Here is a 23,702-nt window from a genome sequence, read left to right on the forward strand (position 1 = left end):
GCGGGTCGGCATCAACCACCGCATGCGGTGGGCCCGAAACCGGCTTGATCGGCTTTGCGGGTTGATGCCACCATCCTCAGATGCACGAACAGGAACTGCAGCAGATCGAGGCGAACGTCAGCCTCGCGATCGACCAGCTCGGACCTCTCAGTGACGTGAGCTTCGGTCTCAACCCGGAGTCCGTCGAGTGGGTCGAGGGCTTCATCGAGCGGCAGCGTTCCCGGCCGGACTTCGACCTGGAGCGGATCGGCGGCCTGGTCGGTGTGCTCGGCTCGTTCCTGGGCGCATGCGTCATCGCTGCCACGGGCGGCAGCTGGCACAAATCTGACGATGACGCATGGGGCGTGCTCCTTCCTGAAGGCACCATGGCCTTCCCGTTCGCGAAAATACGCAAGCAGTTTCGTGACGGGGTGGAAGCCGGCGAATCGATTGTCAGCTTCTACCGGATCGTGGTGGACTTCATCGCCACGGGGAAGATGCGGGAGGCACGTGAGGGCGGTGCCGGCCCGCACGCAACCTGATCCCTTCCCCGTGGCTGCGGCCCGGCTCGAGGCCTCGCTGCGCACCCGGACCATCCACGCCGCGACCTACGCGTGGTCGGCGCAGCAGGGTGTCGGGTTGGGCACCTCGGCCGGCGCGATGCGGCCGCCGGCGGCGGGCATCGCCTGCAGCGTCATCAGTCCGTCCCGCCACACCGGCCTGACATGGTCGGCCGTCGCGACCAGCACGTCATCGCCGGGCGGATCGGGGGAGGCGAGCACCACCACCCGTTCGATGGCGGACCTGCCCAGCAACTCGCCCACGCGCACAGTGCCCGTGAGCAGGTCACGGCCGGGATAGGCGACCACCCGCCCGCCCCGCCGCGCCTCGTGCTCCGCCGCCGCCAGCGCCGCCCCGTCCGCCAGCGGCCCGGCACGGTGCTCGCCGAGCACCCACGACACGTCCGCGGGAACGCCCGCGACCGACTCCGAGCCGGACGCCGCTACCGACGCCGCTACCGACTCCGCTACCGACTCCGCGGCTGATTGCGGCACGGCCAGCGAGCACGCCACGTGCGGGTCGCCGCCTGCCGCGTCCGCCGGGACGAAATGGGTGCATCCGATGGCGTCGCCCGGCAGGCCGAGCGCCTGCGCCACGGTGTGGAGCAGGTGCTCGGCCTGCTGAAGGGTTCGCGACCCCGCGTTGAAACCGAGGATCATCGGCGCGGAAGCACCCAGATTGGGTTGCTGTAGAACCAGAGGTCGTTCCACGGGTTGGCGTTGCCGTACACGTCGATCGCCGGCCCGTGCGGGTCCACGGCCGCGCCCAGCAGGCCCGGCGCGCTGCGCTTGCCGTCGGTGCCGCGCAGCCGCACGTACACCGGCCGGTCGATCACGCCCAGCTGGTACGTGAACGTCACGGTCCCGCTGTTCTTGTTCACCTCGTACGACTGCACGACCTTCGTGTTCGGCGTGGTGAAGGCGTCTTTGTCGGCGGCCGGGCCGGTGACGTCACCCTGGATGACGTCCACCCGGGCCAGCGTCGGCACGACCTGCGCCCAGTTCGGCCGCCCGGCGAGAGTGATCTCGATGGCCAGCTCGGCCCGCGCCCCCTGCCGCACGTGCAGGGTGTCGCCGAGGGTGACCCCGCGCTGCCCGGTCCCGGCCGCCCGCGCCCGCACCACCAGCCCGCTGATCAGCCCGCCGTGGTCGACCCAGATCCGCCCGGCGCGCAGACCCTCCATGACGGCCCGGTAGTCGAAGCCCTGGCTGCCGACGTGCGTCCGGCTGTAGTAGCCGGGCCAGAAGTCGCCGGAGCCGAAGTTGGCCACACCCTTGTAGATAGGGTCCTCGTACTTGCCGTTGGCGTTGAAATCGCTGCCCGGGCCGCGGTCGCTGGTGTCGCCGTGCACCCAGTGCGCGTCGGAGTTCGCGGTGATCCACCACGGCTTGCCCTCCGCCAGGAGGCTGTCCCACAGCCCGCCCACAGTGGAGGTCATCCAGTCGAACCCGCCGAAGGTCTTGTAGCTCTCGGCCGGGTACGCGCGGAAGGAGTCCGCGCCCGGGTTGCTGTCGTAGTAGCCGCGGCCGCCGCCCGGGCCGTTCGGCTTGGCGATGCCCGCCGCCTGGTGGCCGGGAGCGCCCTCCATGCCGACCGCGATCGACGGCTGGGCGTCCCGCCACCCGCGGATCTCGTGCGGCGAGTCCAGGCCCTTCCTGGACGGGTGGTTGGCGAGGAACAACGCGTCAGGAACCCGGCGCCGCCTGACGGCCTCGGCCAGGAAGTTCAGCCCGGCGATCGCCAGGGCCTCGTTCTGCGGCGTGCTCGCCCCGGCGCCCTTGATCGAGCCGTCGAAGGAGCTCTCGAACTCCTTCAGCGTCGCCACCTCGTTGCTGCCCGGGGCGACGAACACCGTGCCGTGCTCGGCGGCCGGGATGTTCCACTCCAGTCCCTGGAAGACCAGCGTGTCCTTGATCGCCTCGCGGGCGGCCACGATGTCCGGGTTGACCTTGTCCACGCCGATCTTCGCGTGCGTCGCGCCGCCGTGGTCGGTGATGACCATCCAGCCCAGCCCGTACGCGTTGCCGTGCCGTACCTGGTCGATGACCCGGTAGATGCCGTCCGAGCTGTACTGGGTGTGGATGTGGTGGTCGCCGGCCAGCCACAGGTAGCCGTCCTTCGGCTCCCGCCCGCGCCCCGCGATCTGCTGCTCGCCGTCCGCCGCCGCGACGCCCGGCGTCCCCAGCACGCCGGCGGCCGCGAGCCCCGCCCCGAGCAGGCCCGCCCGCCGGAACATCCGCCGCCGGGACAACTGCCCCGGAGACAGCTCGCCGTCCGGAATCGAAAGATCTCGCGCCGCCGCGCCGTCCCCTTCGTGCGGCTGCTCGTGCTTGTGGTCGTGCTCGTGGTGATGGTGCCCGTGGCCCATGACTTCGCGTTCTCCGTCCCGCCGGAAATGAGGGTGCACCGGCTACGGCGGGAGCGTGGCGGAACGGGATGAAGCGGACATGAACACCAAGAGATCAACGTCTGCCTGTGAGCTGTGAAAACAGGGGGCGTCGGCACGCGGGGAGGCCTGGAGGCGGACGCTTGGCCTCCAGGCGGTCGGCCTCGCCGCGTGGCGAGGATCTCGCGCCCCCGCTCCGGCGTGATCAGGGCCGCGACCTCGGGGTGGGCCAGCAGTGCGATCGGCTCGATGTGATCTTCGCCCATCGGTCGCCACACCGCCAGGGCTTCGCGCAGCATCGGCCACGGGTCGGCCCCTGGAGCGGCGCGGGCGGCGCGCACCGCGGCGTCGAACTCCGCGTTGCCGAACCGGACGCGGAACCCGGGCTCGGCCGCCCGCTCGGGGAAGCCGGAGACCAGCCGCCTCACCGTGTCGGACCCGAGCTGGGCCAGGGTGTCCCGAACGGAGAGATTGGAGAAGCGCCCGGCCAGCTCGTGCGCGGACAGCACCTCGGCCGTCAGGAGATCCTCATCCGGCCGCGCGGCGGCCTCGTCGCCGTGCCGCAACACCGACAGGATCGTCTGGCCCGCCGCATGATCGCCTCTTCTCGTCCCACTCGCGCTGAGTCTGGCACTGCGAGCGGTCCAGGGCGTGGAATCCGGCGTACAGGTCGTACATCAGTTCGTAGAAGGAGCCGTGCCGCTGCGGCCGAGGTCACGCCTCAGCCTCCGCTACCTGTGCGGCCGAGGCGGGGGCGTACCCGAGCCACTCGCGCTCATCTCAGCAGACGCCCCCGACATCGCGGGCGCGCAATCCCGGTCTCCTCGTGGAACCCAGCCGCGACGACACCTGCTTCGGAGGATTCGGGCTGCAACGGAGTCCCTCTGTGAACCGATGACTCTGTGGAGCGACCTGGCGACGGGGGGAGACGCGTGGGGCTGCACGGTGAAGCGGTCGAGCTGCTGCGAGACGCGCTGACGTGGTGGACGCTGCCGGCGGCGGCCTGGGTGGACGTGGAAGTGGTGGTCGGCAGGCTGGAGTCCTCGGGCGACGTGGCGGTCGAACTCGGCCACTTGGAGCTGGCCGGACCGATGCGGATCAGCACCTGGTACGGCGACCAGCCCGTGGTGCCGATGCCTGAGGAACTGCGAGAGCGGGTCAACGAGCTGATCCACACCCTGACCCTCGACACTGAGGACGCCGATGGAGCCTGCTGACTTGGCCAACCCCGCTCTGATCGTCCACGTGTTCGCCGGCGCCGACGGCCCGCAGGCCCGGGAGCACGAACGGCGGCTGCGCGAGATCTGGGACGCGCTCGGTGACCGGCTCGGCATGCCCGTGACGCATGCCGGGCCGATCGAGGTGCGCACCGCGGACGGGGACTCGGGACGGCAGGCGCTGCTGCGCCGGGAACGCGACATGCGCTGCCTGAGCGTGGCGTTGACGGGCGGGACCTGGCGGGAGCTGAACGAGCTGTGGCGCGAGTGCGCGGGTGACGCCGGCGCGTGGGCCATGGGCGAGTGCCGGCTGTTCGTCGCCTATCCGCGCACCGCGCCGACCGCGCGGCGGACGAACGCGGTCCTGCGGGCGCTGCCCGAGCCGTACTCGCGGGGCCGGATGGCGACGGTCAGAGGCGTGGCGGTGTGGGAGGTCGGCTTCGACGATGACGAGCGCAGCCGGCGGACGTTCGCGATGCTGGCGCCGCCCGAGCTGGAGGCCAAGCTCGACGCGTGGGCCTGGACGCGTGGAGATGACCGGATGCCGCCGCTGGTGCGGCACCTCATGCACGCCGCCAAGCTCCGCTACGAGCTGCGCGTCTATCGCCAGGGCAAGGGCTTCCGCGCCGCCCGCCACCGGGTGGACGAACAGGTGGAGACCCTGCTGAAGACGCTCGGCGGCGACGACCTGCCGGCCGCTCGGCGTGAGCTGGCGGTCCGGCAGACCGCCGAGGCCGGCCTGATCTGGACCCTGACCAGGCTGCGGGAGATGCAGACGACCGTGGGGATCGCCCGGCACAACATGCGGGAGCAGTCCCTGGGCGACGACCTGGACCTGGCCGACTGGCTCCGCATGCGCCTGGACGACGATCTCGCCTACGCCGAGGCGACGCGGGAACGCGCCCGCGAGATCGGCGCCATCGCCGATCAGGTGATGGCGGAGCGGTTGCAGCGTAGGGCGGAGGAGACCGAGCGCCGCTGGGAGCGGTTCCGCGTGCTGGAGACGGCCGTGGTCGGGATGCTGCTCATGGTGCTGGCCGCGATTCAGGCACTGGGTTACCGCGTGCCCGTTCCCGAGAGCGTCAAGCCGGTCATCGTGGGAGGGCTGGGCCTGACGGCTTTCGCGCTGACCGCGTTCGGCTTCTTCAGATGGCGGAGGAGACCATGAACCCCGAGGTTCACATCGCCAGGTTCCTGCAGACCCGTGATCTGCGGGAGCTGGAGTCCGGCATCGCCGCCTACCACAGGGAGATCGCCCGCGACCCTGATCCGCTGCTGCTGACCGGCCTCGGCAACGCGATGAGCATGCGCTTCGACGCGCTCGGGCAGGAGCCGGACCTGACCGAGGCGATCACGCTGCACCGCCGCGCGGTGGCGGCCCTGGCGGGAAAGCCCGGATTGGCCGAGGCCCAGGCCGGTCTTGCGACCGTGCTGGGGAATCACCGGCACATCGCCGGCCATCACCTGGACGAGGTGCTGCAGCTGTATGCGTCGGCGCTGCGCGGTGACCTGGTGGACAGGCCGCTGGTGCTGGCCAACCACGGCATGGCGCTGGTGCTCGGCTACCAGATCACGGGCGACAGGCGGCACCTGCTCGACGGCATCGACGCGTTACGCGTGTCCGTGCGGGCCACGGACCCGGCGCACGCCGCCTACCTGTGGCGGCTGGCCAAACTGGCCAGCACCCTGGTGATGGCCAACGACGATCCGGACCGCGCCGCGGAGCTGAAGGAAGCCCTCCATGTCATCCGGGAGCGGTACGCGCAGGCCCCCGAGCCCGTCAAGCAGGAGATCCAACTGCTCGTCGGGGCGCTCCTGCACGCGGATGAGATTCCCGTCCTCCCGCCCGAGCAGTGGGAGCAGATCCGCCGCTCCATGGCCGGCCACCTGCCCTCCGGCCCGCAAGCCCGTCCCCAATTCCTGGCTGGTCTGGGCGGCATGCTGATCGAGGACGTGCGCCGATCAGGCCGGCTCGAACGTGCCGATCAGGCGGCCGAGCTGCTGCGCCAGGCCGTGGCTCAGACACCGCCCGGCTACCCCCAGCTGGCCGAGTTGTACATTGGGCTCGGCGCCGTCCTCGGCCTGCGCATGGAGTTCAGCGGCACGTACGAGGACCTCGACGAGATGATCGACGCCCTGCGACGCGGGGTCGCGGCGGCCAGGCCCGGCGACGACAACGCCGGAATGTACCACTCGGACCTGGGCAACGGGCTGATGCTGAAGTTCCGGCTCGGCGGCGGCCTGACCGTGCTCAACGAGGCCATCGCCTGTTACCGGCGGGCCCTGGCCGTCTCGCCGGACCATCCGGAACGGGCCATGGCGTACACCAGCCTCGGCTCGGCGCTGTTCTTCAGATACGACCTGACCGGAAAAGCGCCCGATCTCGACGAGGCGATCGACAGCCACCGCACGGCCACGTCGCTGACCGCTCCTGAGCACGCCAACTACGCGCTGTATCTGGCCAACCTGGGCGGCGCGTTGGAGCAGCGCTACAAGGTGACCCGCCGGGGCGAGGACTCCGAAGAGGCGGCGAAGGTGTTGCGCGAGGCGGTGGCCGCCACGCCGGAGACCAGCCCGTACCGCCCCGGCCATCTCGCGAACCTCGCCGAGATGCTGCTCGAGCGCTACAGGTTCACCGGGCAGAGCGCGGCGCGGGAGGAGGCCGACGAGCTGTTGCGCGAGGCCATGGGAACGATTCAGCCGGGAAACATCCAAGGGCCCTTGGTCCTCAACAGCCTCGGCACCGTGCTCATGGAGGGAGAGGAGGACATCGACGGGGCGATCGGCGTGTTCCGCCGCGCCCGCGATGCCGCCCCGGCCCGCACCTGGACGCGGACCCTCGCGACCGTCAACCTGGCCAATGCGCTGCTGTTGCGGTCCACGTCGAAGGAGACACCCAGGGCTCAGCTGGCGGCGATCACACGGCTGCTGGACCCGGCCGCCGAGAAGGGCATGTGGAGAAAACTGCTGCGGGGGGACCGCCGGGTGGAGGAGACGCCGGACCTGGACGAGGCGGTCGCGCTCTTCACCGAGGCGATCAAGGCCGACCCGCCCGGTGGTCCCGTCGCCTATAACGGGCTGGGCCTGGCGCTCAGCACGCGTTACGGACTCACCGGCAAGCCCAGGACACTCCTGCAGGCCGTCCGCGCCGCCCGCACCGCGGTCGAGACGTCGGCCCCCGGCGACTCGACCCGATCGATCGCGCTGTACTACCTGGCAGAAGTCCTTGTCGAGCAGTGGGAGCTGACCCGGGCGGAGGCCGACCGTGACGAGGCGCTGGCCCGTTTCCGCGAGGCCACCCAGGTGGAGACCGCCTCGGCCGGCTGGCGGGCGAGCGTGGGCAAACGCTGGGGCGAGGTCGCCATGGAGGCGGGCCTGGCCGTCGAGGCCGTCGAGGGGTTCGCCGTCGCGGTGGCCGCCCTGGACGAGGCGGCCTGGCGCGGGCTGGGCCGCGCCGACCAGGAGCGAATCCTGGGCGAATACGAGAGCCTGGCCCGCGACGCCGCCGCGGCGGCGATCAGGACCGGCGACGCCGGCCGGACGCTCGAACTGCTCGAACAGGGCAGAGGCGTCATGTTCGCCCAGGTCATCGGGGACCGCGCCGCCTACGACCGGCTGCGCGCGGCGGCGCCGGAACTGGCCGACCGATTCGGCGAGGTGCAGGATGAGCTGGACGCGGCCGAGCGTATGGACCTGAACGAAGACCTGGCCCTGTCCGGTGGCAGCGGCGGACCCGGAGCCCTGGGGATGGCAGGCGGCCCGAGTGCCGATCGCCGCCGGCTTCTGGATCACCGGCACACGCTGGCGCGCCGCCGCCGCGAGATCCTCGAGGCGATCAGGAAGCTGCCGGGCTTGACCGACTTCCTGCGCCCGCCGCACGCCGACGGCTTGCTGGCCGCCGCCGAGGACGGCCCCGTCGCGGTGGTGAACGTCAGCCGCCACGGCTGCGACGCGCTGCTCGTGACCTCCGAGGGCGTGCGGGTCGTTCCACTCGACTTCACCGCCTCCGCGGCCCAGGACCAGGCCGACCGGTTCGTCGCGGCCCTGCGCGGCAAGGCCGTCGACGAGGTGACCTCGTGCCTGGACTGGCTGTGGGCGCACGTCACCGGCCCGGTGCTGGAGGCACTCGGCCCGCTGCGCCGGATCTGGTGGTGCCCGACCGGCCCGCTGACCCTGCTGCCGCTGCACGCCGCCGGATCGGCACTCGATCTGGTCGTCTCCAGCTACACGCCCACGTTGCGGGCGCTCATGCACGCCCGCGGGCAGTCCGGGCCGCGGGCCGAGCGGCGTGTCCTGCTGGTCGGCGTCCCTGAGGTTCCCGGCGACGCCGCGCTGAAAGGCGTGGTCCGCGAGCTGGAGGCGGCCAGGCGCTGGCTTCCCGGCGCGCGGGAGCTGACAGCGGACGACGCGACTTGCGAGCAGGTGCTCAGCGCGCTGGATGACACCGCATGGGTGCACTTCGCCTGCCACGCCGCCCAGCGGCTGCACGACCCCTCCCACGCCAGGCTGATCCTGCACGACCGGCCGCTGACCGTGCGTGAGCTGGCCGCCCGCCGCCTCGGGCAGGCCGAGCTGGCGTTCCTGAGCGGGTGCGAGACCTCGCGCGGCGGGACCGTGCTGACCGACGAGGCGGTGAGCATCGCCTCCGCCATCCAGCTCGCCGGGTTCCCGCACGTGATCGGCACGCTCTGGCCGATCGCCGACGTGCACGCCCCGGCCGTGGTCGACGCGGTGTACGCGATGCTCACGGCCGGCGGCACCCGCGAGCCGCATCCGCACGGAGCGGCCGCCGCCCTGCACGCCGCCGTCCGCTCCCTGCGCGACCGCCGCCCCGGCTTCCCGATCTTCTGGGCCCCGTACGTGCACATCGGACCCTGACCGAAGATGATCTCGGGTCGGGGGATGGGCGAATACTGCAGGCAGCTCTCGCCGTCACATCGCCACAGCGCCCGGCGAATGCGCGGGGCCCGCAAACGGGGCCCGGCCACCTCACTTAGAATCTACCTCTGGGGAATTTCGGCCCGGGGCCGTATTTGACTCCGGTTCCCCCGCGTGCGTCTCCAATTTTCTCGAGTATTTGCCGCTCCCTCAGGCTGTTGAGCAGGTCGCGGGCGGCGTATACATGAATATCGAAGAGCCGACGAATCGTCTGGTTGGTGACGAAGCCGTACTCTCTCACATGGTCGACGACCTTCTGATCGGTGTCATCGACGGCGCGGCGCCGATACGAGACCGATCGTGACATTGCCGCGAGCACGTCAGACCGTAGCCGGTACGTTGGGAACGGCTTCTTGGCCGTTCTCTTGGTCGGCTCGACCAAGTCGTACTCCTCTGCCATGGCGAGCAAGACTTCTTGCGCCTCGACCGGAGTCCTCTGGATTATCCCAGCAAGTTTGCACGCTTCGATTCCGCTGTTGTGGCGGAGGTGCGCCATAGCGAGCAGCACATTCAGGTCTCGGCCCGCTTTGGGAGGCAGGTCATTGATGAAGCGCACGAATGCGTCATTTCCTATGCCACCCGCCAGCGTGGCGCGAACGAGTGTCCCGCTGTCCTCGAACAGGGGCGGCTCCTTGCCGACCCGCAGCATTTCCCGGTAGACCCGGTCCACTCCCTGTCCCGTGCGCTCCGCCAGTTGCAGAATGGAGACCGTTTCTGTGAGCAGTCGGTTTCTGGGCGTCGAAGGATATGTGAGGATGTTGGCGGGCGTCACCCCGGATACCAGGCCGCCGGGGCTGGTGATCACCAGGCGTTCGGGGGAGTGCTCGACGTCGACTGTGCCGCCCGTCTCGTACGATCGGTGAATAAGGGCGTTCACCACCAACTCTCGCACCGCTACGCTCGGATAATCGGTGAGTTGAAGCTGGATCCCGCCCGCCAGGTTGAGCGGATAGATTTCCCTGCGACTCTCTATGGCATCGGTCAGAGTCTGGATGGCCGCGATGAGTGGTCGGTTGCCCCGCATCCTTCCGGTGGCTTCACTTCCGGATGTGGGCCGGAATTGGTATGAGTATCCGTAGCCGGGCACGATCTCTGTGATCAGTGGTTCGCTGGCGAGTAGCAGTACGCCCGCGTTGGTGACGCTTCCGTTAGGTGCGATCAGCCGGAGAGACTCGAGAAGTGCCTGGTCTGACAAATGGGCGAGATGGTCACGACCAGCAGCTTCCAGAAGGCGGCGAAGTCTTTCGATTTCGACCCCACTGAGCCGGTCGATGCCGATGCTGGAGGCATCCGCCGACCAATCCACTTGGCCGCGTGCAATCATGACCTCCCGCTGTTGATGGGGAGGGAAGGGGAGACACTCTTTTCCAAGACGGCGCGTGGCCAATCCAGCCGCATTGCTGTGTGGCATGACACCCTGGGGAACGGTGACAAGCACGATGCGGACGCCGTCAATATATCTTTCGCTGACGAACGCCGTGATCGGCGGGCTCGTGCGGTCGAATATCCCTTTGCGTATAAGGTCGACCGTATAATTCGGCGGAACTCCGCGAAGCGCACGCTCGCGGTCGGTCGCCTTGTCGTCGATGCCAAGGATTACGGTGCCACCGCGAGCGTTTACGAAGCAGACAAGGGCGTCGGCGAGCATGTTGAGGCTCGCTTTGGGGGAGTTGGCGACAAGCTTGAAGTCCAGCGTGTCCGTCTCCAGGGAGTCCGCAGTGACTCCTTGCCCGAGCATGGCGAGTGCTGCGTCCGCTTCGGCGTGGTTCACGTCTCTGAGGCTAACTGAGAAGTGTAGTAATCACAACGCTTCTCAGTTGGTCCTCAATGAAAGGATGGCGGCGCGTCGTGTCGCCAGGCCTGTCGACCTGACCAGCCACGGGAGCCTTCGCGTCACCCGGACGGCCCCTTGCCCACTAGACGTCCTGGTTCCGGACTCGGCTCACGTCGCCTGCTGAGGTCGTCGATTCGCTTGTCATCATGGGTGGATGGTCGTTTGGGATGAGTCCGATTCCGTGGTGACGAGTCTGGAGTCGTTGCGGGGTCCGTTGACCGGATACTGCTATCGCCTCCTTGGCGCCTCGAGCGAGGTCGACGACGCCGTGCAGGAGACGATGCTCCGGGCGTTCCGGGCGATCGAGAGTTATGACCCGGATCGAGCGGGGCTCTCGACGTGGGTGCACAGGATTGCCACGAATGTCTGTCTGGACATGCTGCGGAGCGCAGAGCGACGGGCGTTGCCGTGGGACATGGGCCCGGCATCGAGTGGCACCGACATCGGTGTCCCTCTCTCGGCCGCGCGGTGGGTGGAGCCGTTGGCGGACTCTCGCTTGACGGGAACGGCCGACCCGGCGCACCTCGCCATGCGACATGAGACGCTGCGCCTGGCCTTCATCACCGCTCTGCAGTGGTTGCCGCCGCGTCAGCGTGTCGTGCTGGTGTTGCGGGATGTCCTCGGGTTCACCGCCACCGAGGCTGCCGCGATCATGGAGACGTCGGTGGCGGCGGCGAACAGCGCGTTGCAGCGGGCGCGGGCCACCCTGGAGAAGCACCGGCCGCGTCCAGCTGACGCGCCCGAGCCGGACGACGTGGCTCAGCGCGATCTTCTGCGGCGCTACGTGGACGCCTTCCAGACGCACGACGTCCACACGCTGGTCGGTGTGCTGGCCGACGATGTCCGGTCAGGGATGCCGCCCTTCCTGTGGTGGCTGGACGGGCCGGCGCATGTCGCCGCGGCGATGTCGAGTACGGATGCCTGTGCCGATGACCGTCTTGTCCGCGGCGGGCCGGCCAACGGGTGCTGGACGCTCGGTCAGTACCGGCCGGACGAGAGCGGGGTCCTGGTGCCGTTCGCCCTCTTGGTGCTCGAGCTCCGGAGTGGGCGCATCAGCGAGATCGTCACGTTCCTGGGCTATGGTGACCGCTTCGGCGCGTTCGGTCTGCCGGAATTCCTCGAAAACTGATCTAGGGCAACCGATGAGTCCAGCCGCCTTCCGTCGTACAAGGGATGACACGTCCACTACGACCCGAAGGTCACCTTCATGTCATCGACCGACGCAGACCTGAAGCAGCACATCCACGCCGAGAGAGAGCGTCTGGCGAGTCTGCTCGCCGGACTCCACGACAAGGACTGGGACCGTCCGTCCCTGTGCTCGGGATGGCGGGTGCGTGAAGTCGTCGCTCACATCACCGCACCCTTCCGCACGACCCTGCCCCGGCTGGTGGTGGGACTGGCCGCGGCACGGTTCTCCTTCGACCGGTACGCCGATCGGGCCGCCCGCATGGACACCACCCGCATGTCCGATGCCGAACTCCTCACTTCCCTGCGCGCCAACATCACCAACGCATGGCAGCCACCAGGCGGAGGGCCTGCCGGAGCACTGGCTCACGACACCATCCACGGCCTCGACATCACCGAGCCGTTGGGTCTGCCGTCGTCTCCGGTCGAGCGCATCGCCCTCGTGCTGGCTGGCACGAACGCCCGGAGCTTGTCGTACTTCGGGGTCGATCTCGCGGGCATCCAGTTGCGCGGCATGGACGCCGACGTACGCCTGGGCGAGGGCGAGCCCGTCGACATGCCGGTCAAGGACATCCTGCTGACCATCACCGGACGCCGGCCCCTACCGCAGGGCCGGGCCGCCTCGCACAGGGGAGAGTGATCGATGAGCACCGTAGACGAACTGCGCAGCCTGGTGCTCAGCCTGCCGGACGAAGCAGCCGCCTTGCGGTCTCCGGGGTCCATTGAGGTGATGGAGCGGAAGCCGATCGGTGTCCGAGCCGACATCGCCCGATGTGACGCCGGCCTTCTCGCCGACCTCGTCCACATCTGCTGGTCGCACGTCAAGGGTTAAGAGGCTCGGCGGAAAAGGCAGAAAGGGTGCCCATCGGGATCCAGGAGCACGCGGACATCCTCCTGCGGCTGGAACTCGGCCGGCACCGCACCGCACCCCACGGCCCACTCCACTGCCGCGTCCAGATCGTCGACCTCGATGTCGAGATGCTGGGAGGCGGTCTGCTTGCCGGAGACACTCGGCCACACCGGCCTTGCGTAACACCGCTCGTACTCGAAGTTGAGGGTGGGGGCGACCGTGTGCTCCGGCGGGCGGATCTGCGCCCAGCCGCCCTCCTCAGGTTCGTCTGGTGCCGGGCCTTCTTCGGTGGTGACGGGCAGGCCCAGCAAGTGGGAATAGAACCGCGCGAGCTCGCGCGGTTGTGATGTTCCGATCGTCACGGAGGTTACTTGCAGACGCGGCCGCATGGCCCGAGGCTCCCTTCGAAGGTCGCGTGGAGAAGAGCGATGACGCCGCTATGACAGAGCCCGGGCGGCGTGGATCAGCGGGACGTGGCTGAAGGCCTGGGGGAAGTTGCCCACGAGGCGGCCGTAGCGCGGGTCGTACTCCTCCGCCAGCAACCCCACATCGTTCCGCAGCCCGAGCAGCCGCTCGAACAGGTCCTTCGCCTCCTCCTTCCGCCCCTGCATCGCCATGACCTCCACCAGCCAGAAGCTGCACGCCAGGAACGCGCCCTCCCCGCCCGGCAGCCCGTCCACGTCGTTGTCCGCGGCGATCGGATAACGCAGCACGAACCCGTCCGACATGAGCTCCTTCTCGATCGCCGCCACCGTGCCCACGATCCGGGGATCGTCGACGGGCAGGAATCCAACGACGGGCATCATCAGCAAAGCGGCGTCCAGCTCCGACGATCCGTACGACTGCGTGAAGGTGTTCCGGCTCGGGTCGTACCCCTTGTCACAGATCTCCGCGTGGACGACGTCCCGCAACGTCCGCCACTTCTCCACGGGGCCGGTGCGGCCGAACCGCTCCACGTATTTGACCGCCCGGTCGAGCGCGGCCCAGCACATCACCTTGGAGTGCACGAAGTGCCGTCGCGGGCCCCGCACCTCCCACAGTCCCTCGTCCGGCTCGTCCCAGTGGTCCTCCACGTAGTCGAGCAGCTGCCGCTGGATCGTCCAGGCCCGGTCGTCGGCCGACAACCCTCGGCTGCGCGAGACGTAGAGGCAGTTCATGACCTCCCCGTACACGTCCAGTTGCAGCTGCTTGACGGCCTCGTTCCCGATCCGCACCGGGCGCGAGTCCTCGTAGCCGTCGAGCCAGTCCAGCCGCAGCTCCGGCAGGCGGCGTTCGCCGGCGACGCCGTACATGATCTGCAGGTCCTGCGGGCGGCCGGCGATCGCCCGCAGCAGCCACGAGCGCCAGTCCGCCGCCTCCTCCAGGTAGCCGGAGGAGATGAGCGCGTCGAGCGTCATCGTCGCATCGCGCAGCCAGCAGAAGCGGTAGTCCCAGTTGCGCACCCCGCCCAGGTCCTCGGGGAGCGAGGTGGTGGGCGCGGCCACGATGCCGCCGGTGGGCGCGTACGTGAGCGCCTTCAGCGTGATCAGCGACCGCATCACGGCGTCCCGGTACGGCCCGTCATAGGTGCATCGGGAGACCCAGTCCGCCCAGAAGGCCTCGGTCTCGTCGAGCTGGTCGTCGCAGTCGATCTGCGGCGGCATCGGCTCGTGCGAAGGATGCCAGGTGAAGATGAACGCCAGCCGGTCGCCCTCCTTGACGGTGAACGTGGCCCGGTGCGCGTAGTCGCCGCCCTTCAGCGGCACGGGGGAGTGCAGCCACGCCGAGTCGGGCCCGCCGATCGCCTGCAGGTGCCCGTTGGTGCGCCGCACCCACGGCACGATCCTGCCGTAGTCGAAGCGCACCCTGAGCACCGTGGACATCTCAACGGTCCCGGAGACGCCCTCGACGATCCGCACCACGTCGGGGTTGCGGTCGCGGGGCGGCATGAAGTCGACCACGCGGACCGTGCCGGTCGTGGTGTCCCACTCGCTCTCCAGAATGAGAGTGTCGGGCCGGTATCGCCGCCGGTCGGCGTGCCTGCGGCCGGTCGGGCCGAGCCACCAGTGACCGTTGCGTTCGCCGCCGAGCAGCGCCGCGAAACACGAGGGGGAGTCGAACCTGGGCAGGCAGAGCCAGTCGATGGAACCGTCCCTGGCCACGAGCGCGGCCGACTGCATGTCTCCGATCAGGGCGTAATCCTCGATCCGCATGCCTACAGACGCTACTCGCAAATGGGGTGATCCCGCGGCCGAGTCCGATCATGTCGCGTCATGTCCGGACCGGCCGCGGAGCTCACGTCAGCGGGAATCGAGCGGGAACCAGCGGGTGAACAGCTGCGTCAGCGGCCCGATGGCCAGCGCGAACGCCAGTGTCCCTATCCCGACGGTGCCGCCGAGCAGCCAGCCCGCCGCCAGTACGGTGATCTCGATGAGGAACCGGCCCAGGCGCACCGACAGCCCGAGCCGGACCAGGCCCGTCATGATGCCGTCCCGCGGTCCCGGGCCCAGGCCGGCGCCGATGTACAGCACGGTCGCCAGGGCGATCGCGACGACGCCCAGCGCCACGTACAGACTCTGCAACGCCAGATGCGCCGGCGTGGGCAGCAGGAAGATCGCGGCGTCGGCGAACAACCCCAGGAACACCACGTTGCTGATCGTCCCGAAGCCGGGCTTCTGCTTGAGCGGGATCCACAGCAGCATCACCAGCGCGCCCACGCCGATGATCACCGTGCCGATCGACACCCCGGCCCTGATCGCCACTCCCTGGTGGAACACGTCCCACGGGTCGTTGCCCAGTCCGGACTCCACCTGCAGGCCGATGCCCAGGCCGTAGAGGGCCAGCCCGCCGTACAGCCGGGCCAGGCGGGCGGGAAAGGAACTCACTCGGGGGACGGTCGTCTCGCTCATAATGGCCCCAGAGTGGCAGGCCACTGGCTTGCTAAAACAGGGCCAATCATGAAAAGTGGCCTTATGAGGCATCTCTCGGCGGCTCAGGTGGCCCGGCTGGTCAACGTCGACCCGGGCGCCCGCCCGTACTACCGGGCGCTCGCCGACGGCGTCCGCAACCTGATCATGGACGGTCAGATCCCGGTACGCGTCCGCATGCCCGCAGAACGCCACCTCGCAGAGATCCTCAAGGTCAGCCGCACCACGGTGACGTCGGCGTACGACCTGCTGCGCGAACGCGGCTACCTGGACAGCCGCCAGGGCTCGGGCAGCTGGACGGCCCTGCCCGACCCGGCCACCACGTCGGACAACCCCTGGCTCAGCACCGGCGGCGACGGCCTGATCCAGCTCCACTGCGCCGCCCCGCCCGCGCCCTCCGCCTTGCGGAGCGCGATGCTGGAGGCGGTCGAGGACCTGCCGAGATACGGCATGGGCAACGGCTACGACCCCATCGGCCTGCCGGCGCTCAGGGAACGCATCGCCGCCCGCTACACCGCCAGAGGGCTGGCCACCAGGCCGGAGCAGATCGTCGTCACCACCGGCTCCCAGCACGCCATCCAGCTCGTGCTCGGCCTGCTCGTCGGCTCCGGGGACCCGGTGCTGGTGGAGTCGCCGACGTACCCGCACGCCATCGACGTGGCCCGGCAGCGCTCCGCCCGGATCGTCCCGGTCGGCATCTCGCACGAGGGCTGGCAGGCCGACCTGCTGATCGGGGCCATGCGCCAGTCCGGCGCCCGCCTGGCCTACCTCATGCCCGACTTCCAGAACCCGACCGGCGCGCTCATGGACGACGCCACCCGCGCCGCCGTCGTCGGCGCGGCCCGGCGTACCGACACGCTGGTGCTGGTGGACGAGACCTGGCTGGAGCTGGCCTTGGACGAGGTGCCGCACACCTCTCCCATGGGCTCGTTCGACACCGACAGCCGAGTGATCAGCATCGGGTCGGCGTCGAAGTTGTGGTGGGGCGGGCTGCGCATCGGCTGGATCCGCACCACGGCGGCGCTGGCCCGCCGCCTGGCCGTGCACCGCTCGGCCGTGGACATCGCCAGCCCGGTGCTGGAGCAACTGGTGGTGGCGGGGCTGTTCGACCGGCTGGAGGAGACCCGCGCCGAGCGCCGCCGCACCCTGCGGGCCTCACGGGAGGCGCTGGTGCCGGCGCTGCGCGAGCAGGTGCCCGAGTGGACGTTCACGGTGCCGCGCGGCGGCGGCACGCTCTGGGTCCGGCTCAACGGCGACGCCGCCACTCCGCTGGCCGAGGCGGCCGCCGCCCATGGTGTGCGCCTGGCGCCCGGCCCGTGGTTCGGGTTGGAGGGCACGCTCGAGGGCTACCTGCGGCTGCCGTACACGTTGCCGCCCCAGGTCCTGTCGGAAGCGGTCACCCGCCTGCGCGCCGCCCGCGACCACGGCCCCCTCGGCGCCTCCCGCCCGCCGGACCCGCTCATCGCCATGGTGTGAGCGGACGCACCTCGGCCGTCGCCTGGTGACCGCACGCCCCCGCGACGACGATCACGCTATTCGCTGACCCCCCTGGCCAGCGGCGCGCGCCACTTCCGGCGCATCGCCGCGATCCGCAGCCCGAACGCCAGCACCGCCGCCCCCAGCGTCGCCGCCCACCCGTGCAACCCGTACGACCACTCCGCCGCCATCACCCCCGACCCCAGCATCGCCGGAACGGCGTACAGCTGGCGGTCGTACAGCAGCGTCGGGATCTCCCCGGCCAGCACGTCACGCAACATCCCGCCGCCCACCCCCGTCACCACCCCCAGCAGGGCCGCGTGCAGCGGGCTCAGCCCGTACTCCAGCGCCTTCTCCGTCCCCACCGCGCAGAAGAGCCCCAGCCCCGCCGCGTCCAGCACCAGGATGGCCGGCATCAGCCGGGCCACGTGCGGGTGCCAGAAGAACACGATCACCGTCGCCGCCACCGGCACGAGCACGTAGCCGACGCTCTGGAAAGCGGCCGGCCGCACGTTGAGGATGAGGTCGCGCACCACGCCGCCGCCCAGGGCGGTCATTCCGGCCAGCACCATCATCCCGACCACGTCCAGCCGTTTGCGCACTCCCATGAGCGCACCGGACAACGCGAAGACGAAGATGCCGACGAAATCGAGAAGCTGAGACACGGCATCCTGTCTACAGGATGGCCTCGGCGTGGTAGTGCTCCGCCATCAGCACCCGCAGCCGCCGCGTGAACATGAACAGCGCCACCCCGGCCACGATCGCCAGCGCGGCCAGCACCAGGTAGTACGCGGGATCCGACAACACCCGGCCCAGCCGCCCGGTCTGCCCGCCGACCGCGTCGCCCACCGACACCGCGATGAACCACACCCCGAGCATCTGCGCCTTGAACGCTTCCGGCGCCAGCTTCGTCGTCACCGACAACCCGACCGGGCTGAGCGACAACTCGCCGAACACCTGGATCACGTAGACCAGCACCAGCCACCACACCGACACCCGCCCGGCTCCCGCCAGCCCGGCCGCGATCGCCATGGCCACGAAGCTCAGCCCCACCATGACCAGCGCGAACCCGAACTTCTGCGGCGTGCTCACCCGCGTGCCCAGCCGCACCCACAGCGCCGCGAACACCGGCACGAAGATCATGATGAACAGCGGGTTGAACGACTGCGTCGTGGCCTGGTGGGTCCGCACTCCGAACAACGACAGGTCGGTATGGTGCTGGGCGAAGTACGCGACCGGCACCGCCAGGATGATCACCGTGATCACGATCGTGAGCCGGTCGATGGTCAGCGTGCCGGTCGCCGCCCACAAACCCAGCGCGACCACCGCCACGCCCGTCCCGAGGCCCGCCAGCCGGCCGAAGCGGCGCCGCTCGCCGGGGGACAGGCGCAGCCCCGGCCGCTCGCCGACGCCGCGCAGGGACCGGCCGCCCCACACGTACTGGATCAGGCCGAGCGCCATGCCGACCGTCGTAGAGCCGGCCCACCATGACCGAGGCGTTGGGCTTGAGCAGGCCCGTGCCGGAGATGATGAGCAGCAGGCCCAGCCACACGAACAACGGCGTCGTCACCGGGATCGCCATGCTGATGTGGCCCGACCCGGCCCAGTCCGCCCTGCGCCGGGTACGCCGCCAGGAACGTGGCCAGGATGGCGCGCATCCCGTACCAGCTGAACCGCTCCCACATCTCGGTGCCGAACAGCGTCGCCAGTCCCCACGGGTGCCCGAAGAACGTCCTGCCGACGGCCATGGATGAACCCCCCCCGAATCGCATCCGTTCGATCACTCTATGTGAACGCCGTCTGCGAGGTCTTGTCGCTACCCGGCACGTGTGGTGCGATGCATGCCACTCGTGCAAGTGAATACTGACGGGAGGCGCGCCATGGCCGAAGTCCTCGAGGTCCGAGCCGAGATCGAGCAGCAGATAGCCGGCCGTACCGTATGCCTGCAGCTCCAGCAGGTGGCCGAGCGGCATCCCGACGCACCCGCCTATTCCGACCCTGAGGGCGACGGCTGGCGCACGCTGACGTACGCGCAGGCGCGGCAGCGGGTCCTGGAGATCGCGGCCGCCTTCGCCACGCTCGGGCTCGAGCCCGGCGACTCCGTGGCGCTGATGATGGTGAACCGCAGCGAGCACGTGCTCGCCGACCTCGGCGCGGTGCACGCGGGCGGCGTCGGCTGCACCGTCTACTCCACGTTCGCCCCCGAGCAGATCGCGTTCGTGGCCGAGAACGTGGGCGCCAAGTACGCCGTCCTCGGCGGCCCCGCCGAGCTGGCCCGCTGGCAGCCCGTGCTCGACCGCCTCACCGGCCTGCGCAGGATCATCATGCTGGACGGGGCGCCGTCCGGCGACGACCGATTCATGACGTGGGCCGACTTCCTGGAGCTCGGCCGCGCCCGCCTCGCCGACGACCCCGCCCAGGTGGAGGACCGCTGGCGCGCTGTGACCCCCGGCGACGTCGTCACCGTCCTCTACACCTCCGGCACCACCGGCATGCCGAAGGGCGTCCCGCTCACCCACGGCAACGTCTTCTACGAGGTCGCCGCCACCGACCGGCTCACCTCGCTGCCGACGCTGGGCACGCAGATCTCCTACCTGACCTACGCGCACATCGCCGAGCGCATCCTCAGCCTCTACCTGCCGCTGCTCAAGGTCTCCCACGTGCACTTCTGCACCGACCTGGCCAACCTGGGCGCCACGTTAGGACAGGTCAGGCCGATGATGTTCTTCGGCGTGCCACGCGTGTGGGAGAAGATGATGGCCCGCCTGCTCGCCGTGCTCGCCACCCAGCCGGAGGAGCAGCAGGCCGCCGTGCGCGCGGCCATGGCGGCCGGCCAGGCGTACGTCGAGGCCGGCCAGTACGGCCACACCATCACGCAAGAGATCCGGGAGGCCTACGAGAAGGCCGACGCCTCCCTCCTGTCGATCATCCGCGGCATGATCGGGTTCGACCGCGCCGAGTGGACCGCCACCGGCGCCGCCCCCCTCGCCCCCGAGGTGCAGAACTTCTACGCCGGCCTCGGACTCAAGGTCATCGACGTGTACGGCATGACCGAGACCACCGGGGCGTTCACCGGCAACAGCCCCGCCTGCTACCGCCTGGGCACCGTCGGCAGGGCCGAGCCCGGCGTCGAGATCCGCATCGCCGAGGACGGCGAGATCCTCACCCGCAGCCCGCTCAACACCCGCGGCTACCTCAACCGCACCGAGGCCACCGCCGAGCTGATCGACGCCGGCGGCTGGCTGCACACCGGCGACATCGGCACGGTCGACGAGGACGGCTTCTACCGGGTGGTGGACCGCAAGAAGGAGCTCATCATCACCGCCGGCGGCGAGAACATCTCCCCGGCCGAGATCGAGAACCATCTCAAGCAGCACCCGCTGATCGGCCAGGCCCTCGCGTACGGCGACCGGCGGCCGCACCCGGTGGCCGTGCTGACGCTCGACGGCGAGGTCGCGCCCGGCTGGGCGCAGGCCCGGGGCATCACCTTCGCCTCGCTCGCCGAGCTGGCCGAGCACCCCGAGGTGCTCAAGGAGGTGGGGGCCGCCGTCGAGGCCGCGAACGCCAAGCTGGCCCAGGTGCAGCAGATCAAGAAGTGGGCGCTGCTGGGCACCGAGTGGACCGCCGAGACCGAGGAGCTCACCCCGAGCCTCAAGCTCAAGAGGCGGATCATCCACGCGAAGTACGCCGACGTCATCGAAGGGCTCTACGGCGAGCCGCGATAGCGGCACCGGTTTTGCCATTCGGGGCGTGTGTTGTGGTCCTCGCCATGACCGGGCGGTTCCTACCGTCTCGATCATGACCAGAGGACTGCTTCTCGTCTCGCTCACGGCGGGGGCGCTCACGGCGCTCCCCGCGCCCGCGCCCGCCGCCGTGACCCCAGCCGTGACCGAACTCGCCATCCGAGCCATCACCGTACGTCCCGCCGAGCCTGTGGTCGGGGCTCAAGGCTCCGTCCGCCTGGTGGTCGACGTGGTCGCCAGGGGTGCGCGGCCCAAGAACGGCGTCACCGTCAAGGTCGATCCGGGCGCCCCGCCCGGGCCGTTGCTGGTGTCCAAACCGCCCATCACGGACCCGACGGTCCCGGCACCGTCGCCATCGGACCCGGCCGGTTCGGTCCCGTCACCGCCGGCCGCCCAACCGGGCTCGCTCCACCCGATCGACCCGCTCCCCGCATACGACCCGTCCCAGTCCGGTCAGCCGCCGCAGAGCGCGGGACCGATCCAGCGCAGGGAGCCCTTCCAAGGAACAGAGCCGGTCCAAGGAACAGAGCCGCTCCAAGGCGCAAAGCCGGTCCAAGGCGCAAAGCCGGTCCAGGACGCAGAGCCGGTCCAGGGCGCAGAGCCGCTCCAAGGCGCAAAGCCGGTTCAGGGCGCAGAGCCGGTTCAGGGCGCGCCGGCCCCAGGGCCGCTCCAGGGCGGGGCGCCCGCGGTCCAGGACGGGAGCCTTGAGCGCGGTACGCGACCCGTCGCCGCCCCCGCCCTCCCGCCGCGGCTCGTGTGGCGCCTGGCGGCGAGCCCGCCCGCCCGGATGTCCAACGGCTGGCAGACCTGGCGTTTCCTGCCCGACAAGCGCCTGAGCCGCTTTTACCCGACCGGCACCTGGACCGTCACCGCCATCGCGCGGGGCCAGGACGGGGCGACGGTGACCGAGTACGCGTCGTTCCAGCTCCGGCGCGAGACCAAGCTCTCGGAGGTGCAGGCCGAGCGCGCCAGGGGCGCGGTACGCCTGCGCGGCTCGCTCACGAGGGTGGACCCGCGCGGCCTCACCGACTTCGGCCCGTTCGCCAAGCAGCGGCTGGAGATCCTGTGGCGCCAGGACGACGCCGCCGGCTGGGAACGGGTCGGCGAGGCGGTGACGGACGCCTCGGGGGCGTTCGACGGCACGATCCTGGGCCGGGCGGGTGGCCAGTTCCGCGTCCGCTACGCAGGAACGGCGCACTACGCCCCAGATGTCTCCAAATCCCAGCAAATAGCCCAATAGTCGGCCCGGCATCGCGCGGGCGTTGCGGAATCGTGATCAACTTTACTTCAACTTTTCCTTACCCTTACGCGTCATTGGCAGATGACGCGCCCCACTTGGGGCTCGTTTGACACGGGGAAGGAAAGTCACGTGAAGATGCGACGTCTCGCTGCCGGCCTGGCGGCCGCCGCACTGGGCGCCACCGTGGTGGCCACCGCGGCTTCGCCCGCGTTCGCGGACGAGGTCGACCCTGACTTCGCAGGCGGCAACACGAGCCTGGCGTTCGACGCGAACCCGGAGCCCGCCTGGCGCGGCAAGCCCATCGACCTCGAGGGCAAGCTCTCCGTGGAGTGCGAGGAGGACTACATCAGCGGGTTCGTGTCGGTGCACCACGCCGACACCTGCAAGAAGCAGGAGCGCTGGCACCGTCTCGGCTGGAAGCGGATCGTGATCCTCTTCCAGCCGGACGGCAGCGGCAAGTGGGAGTACGTCGAGACGGTCAGGACCGGCCGCAACGGCTACTTCCACACCACGGTGCCGGCCCGCACGTCGGGCACCTGGCGCGCGGTCTTCGAGGGCGCCAAGTGGCTGGAGCCCTCGGAGGGCACGGACTGGGTCAAGGTCATCGGCCGCCACCACCACTAGCGTCACCTGGGACGCCCGGCCGGTTCCGGCCGGGCGTCCGCCATGTCCGGGCGCCCAGTAGTCAGCACGCGTCAGTAGGACACGGCGACGTGCACGCGGTGATGCCGGCCGTCGCCGGCCTCGTCCACCACCGCCACCGCCAGGTCGGCGAACGAGAACACCGGCCCGCCCGCCGTCGCGTCCGGCACCCGCCCGTCGCTGATCCGGTACCGGCCGGTCCGGTCCGCCTCCTCGTCGAGGAACACCGGTGGCGGCGCGAGCACCACCCAGTCCAGGCCGGACTCCTCGTAGACGGGCAGCTCCGCCGCGTGCCCCAGCGAGAACGCCCGGGCGTCGCCGGGGAAGCCGGGCGTGTCCGCCAGCCGGACCCCCGGCGCCACCTCCAGCAGGCTGCCGACGCCGACCGCCACCAGGCGGCGCACCCCCGCCCGTGCCAGTCCTTCGACCAGAGCGCGGGCCGCCGCCGCGTAGAACTCCTCCGCCGGCACGTCCATCCGGGCGGCCGCCTGGACCGCCGCGTCCTGCCCGGCCGCGACGGCCGCCACGCTCGAGGCGTCGGTGACGTCCCCGGCGACCACCCGGACCCCCTCGCGCGCCAGGCCCTCGTGCCTGCCGGGATCGCGTACCACCGCCGTCACCTCGTGCCCGCGCCCGGCCGCCTCCGCGACCACCCGGCGCCCGGCCCGTCCGCCCGCGCCGAAAACCACGATCCTGCCCATGCCGGCACTCCTCTCCCCGGCCGGGCTTCCCGGCCGCTGCGCCG

The 23,702-nt window shown here is 70.3% G+C and carries 21 protein-coding genes; 11 read left to right on the forward strand and 10 right to left on the reverse strand.

Translation table 11 applies throughout. The annotated features are described in order from the left end of the window. The first annotated feature begins 80 nt into the window (after positions 1 to 80). The gene (locus tag OHA25_RS33530) at positions 81 to 521 is read left to right on the forward strand and encodes a hypothetical protein (protein ID WP_327580923.1); all 441 of its coding nucleotides are present in this window, start codon (positions 81 to 83) and stop codon (positions 519 to 521) included. 66 nt (positions 522 to 587) lie between these two features. Here the strand turns inward: OHA25_RS33530 and OHA25_RS33535 are convergent, their stop codons facing one another. Together OHA25_RS33535 and OHA25_RS33540 are read right to left on the reverse strand one after the other, a co-directional pair. Further along, positions 588 to 1,199 (reverse strand): hypothetical protein, encoded by a 612-nt coding sequence (locus OHA25_RS33535; RefSeq protein WP_327580924.1) that lies wholly within the window; start codon positions 1,197 to 1,199, stop codon positions 588 to 590. Further along, positions 1,196 to 2,908, reverse strand: a complete 1,713-nt coding sequence (locus tag OHA25_RS33540; protein ID WP_327580925.1) for a histidinol-phosphatase — start codon at positions 2,906 to 2,908, stop codon at positions 1,196 to 1,198. Before OHA25_RS33540 ends, OHA25_RS33535 begins: the two co-directional genes overlap by 4 nt. A gap of 950 nt (positions 2,909 to 3,858) precedes the next feature. Here OHA25_RS33540 and OHA25_RS33545 point away from each other — a divergent pair. From OHA25_RS33545 to OHA25_RS33555, 3 genes are read left to right on the forward strand one after another with little or no spacing between them, the layout of a single operon-like run. Further along, positions 3,859 to 4,143 (forward strand): CATRA system-associated protein, encoded by a 285-nt coding sequence (locus OHA25_RS33545; RefSeq protein ID WP_327580926.1) that lies wholly within the window; start codon positions 3,859 to 3,861, stop codon positions 4,141 to 4,143. Between the two features lies 1 nt (position 4,144). Further along, a complete protein-coding gene (locus tag OHA25_RS33550; protein WP_327580927.1) occupies positions 4,145 to 5,311 on the forward strand; it encodes a CATRA conflict system CASPASE/TPR repeat-associated protein in 1,167 nt (388 codons plus the stop codon). Next, on the forward strand, positions 5,308 to 9,021 hold the full coding sequence (locus OHA25_RS33555) for a CHAT domain-containing protein (RefSeq protein WP_327580928.1): 3,714 nt from the start codon (positions 5,308 to 5,310) through the stop codon (positions 9,019 to 9,021). Before OHA25_RS33550 ends, OHA25_RS33555 begins: the two co-directional genes overlap by 4 nt. A gap of 115 nt (positions 9,022 to 9,136) precedes the next feature. Here OHA25_RS33555 and OHA25_RS33560 read toward each other — a convergent pair whose 3' ends face one another. Then, on the reverse strand, positions 9,137 to 10,852 hold the full coding sequence (locus tag OHA25_RS33560) for an ATP-binding protein (protein ID WP_327580929.1): 1,716 nt from the start codon (positions 10,850 to 10,852) through the stop codon (positions 9,137 to 9,139). 217 nt (positions 10,853 to 11,069) lie between these two features. On the opposite strand from OHA25_RS33560, the gene OHA25_RS33565 reads away from it, so the two are divergent. The 3 genes from OHA25_RS33565 (at position 11,070) to OHA25_RS33575 (ending at position 12,932) form a co-directional block, all read left to right on the forward strand. Further along, the gene (locus OHA25_RS33565) at positions 11,070 to 12,044 is read left to right on the forward strand and encodes an RNA polymerase subunit sigma-70 (RefSeq protein ID WP_327580930.1); all 975 of its coding nucleotides are present in this window, start codon (positions 11,070 to 11,072) and stop codon (positions 12,042 to 12,044) included. 78 nt (positions 12,045 to 12,122) lie between these two features. Next, positions 12,123 to 12,740: a maleylpyruvate isomerase family mycothiol-dependent enzyme gene (locus OHA25_RS33570; RefSeq protein WP_327580931.1), complete on the forward strand. Its 618-nt coding sequence runs from the start codon at positions 12,123 to 12,125 to the stop codon at positions 12,738 to 12,740. A 3-nt stretch (positions 12,741 to 12,743) separates the two neighbouring features. Next, positions 12,744 to 12,932: a hypothetical protein gene (locus OHA25_RS33575; protein ID WP_327580932.1), complete on the forward strand. Its 189-nt coding sequence runs from the start codon at positions 12,744 to 12,746 to the stop codon at positions 12,930 to 12,932. Here OHA25_RS33575 and OHA25_RS33580 read toward each other — a convergent pair. The 3 genes from OHA25_RS33580 to yczE form a co-directional block, all read right to left on the reverse strand. Then, entirely contained in the window at positions 12,929 to 13,312 is a 384-nt protein-coding gene (locus tag OHA25_RS33580) for a VOC family protein (RefSeq protein ID WP_327580933.1), read from the reverse strand. The genes OHA25_RS33575 and OHA25_RS33580 overlap by 4 nt on opposite strands. A gap of 75 nt (positions 13,313 to 13,387) precedes the next feature. Next, positions 13,388 to 15,142, reverse strand: coding sequence for a glycoside hydrolase family 15 protein (locus OHA25_RS33585; RefSeq protein ID WP_327580934.1), 1,755 nt, complete (start codon positions 15,140 to 15,142; stop codon positions 13,388 to 13,390). A gap of 87 nt (positions 15,143 to 15,229) precedes the next feature. Beyond that, a complete protein-coding gene (gene yczE, locus OHA25_RS33590) occupies positions 15,230 to 15,838 on the reverse strand; it encodes a membrane protein YczE (protein ID WP_305921391.1) in 609 nt (202 codons plus the stop codon). A gap of 63 nt (positions 15,839 to 15,901) precedes the next feature. Between yczE and yczR the strand changes: the two genes are divergently transcribed. Next, positions 15,902 to 17,332, forward strand: coding sequence for a MocR-like transcription factor YczR (gene yczR, locus OHA25_RS33595; RefSeq protein WP_327580935.1), 1,431 nt, complete (start codon positions 15,902 to 15,904; stop codon positions 17,330 to 17,332). Positions 17,333 to 17,388: 56 nt separating this feature from the next. Here yczR and OHA25_RS33600 read toward each other — a convergent pair whose 3' ends face one another. From OHA25_RS33600 to OHA25_RS33610, 3 genes are read right to left on the reverse strand one after another with little or no spacing between them, the layout of a single operon-like run. After that, on the reverse strand, positions 17,389 to 17,997 hold the full coding sequence (locus OHA25_RS33600) for a trimeric intracellular cation channel family protein (RefSeq protein ID WP_327580936.1): 609 nt from the start codon (positions 17,995 to 17,997) through the stop codon (positions 17,389 to 17,391). Between the two features lie 10 nt (positions 17,998 to 18,007). Beyond that, positions 18,008 to 18,793 (reverse strand): oligopeptide:H+ symporter, encoded by a 786-nt coding sequence (locus tag OHA25_RS33605; RefSeq protein ID WP_327580937.1) that lies wholly within the window; start codon positions 18,791 to 18,793, stop codon positions 18,008 to 18,010. Further along, positions 18,778 to 19,080 carry a hypothetical protein gene (locus tag OHA25_RS33610; protein WP_327580938.1) on the reverse strand — a complete coding sequence of 101 codons (303 nt, stop codon included), beginning with the start codon at positions 19,078 to 19,080 and terminating at the stop codon, positions 18,778 to 18,780. The genes OHA25_RS33605 and OHA25_RS33610 overlap by 16 nt, the downstream gene beginning before the upstream one ends. A gap of 132 nt (positions 19,081 to 19,212) precedes the next feature. Here OHA25_RS33610 and OHA25_RS33615 point away from each other — a divergent pair, with 132 nt between their 5' ends. From OHA25_RS33615 to OHA25_RS33625, 3 genes are all read left to right on the forward strand, one after another. After that, positions 19,213 to 21,057 (forward strand): AMP-dependent synthetase/ligase, encoded by a 1,845-nt coding sequence (locus tag OHA25_RS33615; RefSeq protein WP_327580939.1) that lies wholly within the window; start codon positions 19,213 to 19,215, stop codon positions 21,055 to 21,057. A gap of 73 nt (positions 21,058 to 21,130) precedes the next feature. Continuing rightward, a complete protein-coding gene (locus OHA25_RS33620; protein ID WP_327580940.1) occupies positions 21,131 to 22,315 on the forward strand; it encodes a hypothetical protein in 1,185 nt (394 codons plus the stop codon). 129 nt (positions 22,316 to 22,444) lie between these two features. Beyond that, the gene (locus OHA25_RS33625) at positions 22,445 to 22,939 is read left to right on the forward strand and encodes a hypothetical protein (RefSeq protein WP_327580941.1); all 495 of its coding nucleotides are present in this window, start codon (positions 22,445 to 22,447) and stop codon (positions 22,937 to 22,939) included. A 71-nt stretch (positions 22,940 to 23,010) separates the two neighbouring features. Here the strand turns inward: OHA25_RS33625 and OHA25_RS33630 are convergent, their stop codons facing one another. Further along, on the reverse strand, positions 23,011 to 23,658 hold the full coding sequence (locus tag OHA25_RS33630; protein ID WP_327580942.1) for an NAD(P)-dependent oxidoreductase: 648 nt from the start codon (positions 23,656 to 23,658) through the stop codon (positions 23,011 to 23,013). Between the last annotated feature and the right edge of the window lie 44 nt (positions 23,659 to 23,702).

It is taken from the genome of Nonomuraea sp. NBC_00507, assembly GCF_036013525.1.
Taxonomy (GTDB): Bacteria; Actinomycetota; Actinomycetes; order Streptosporangiales; family Streptosporangiaceae; genus Nonomuraea.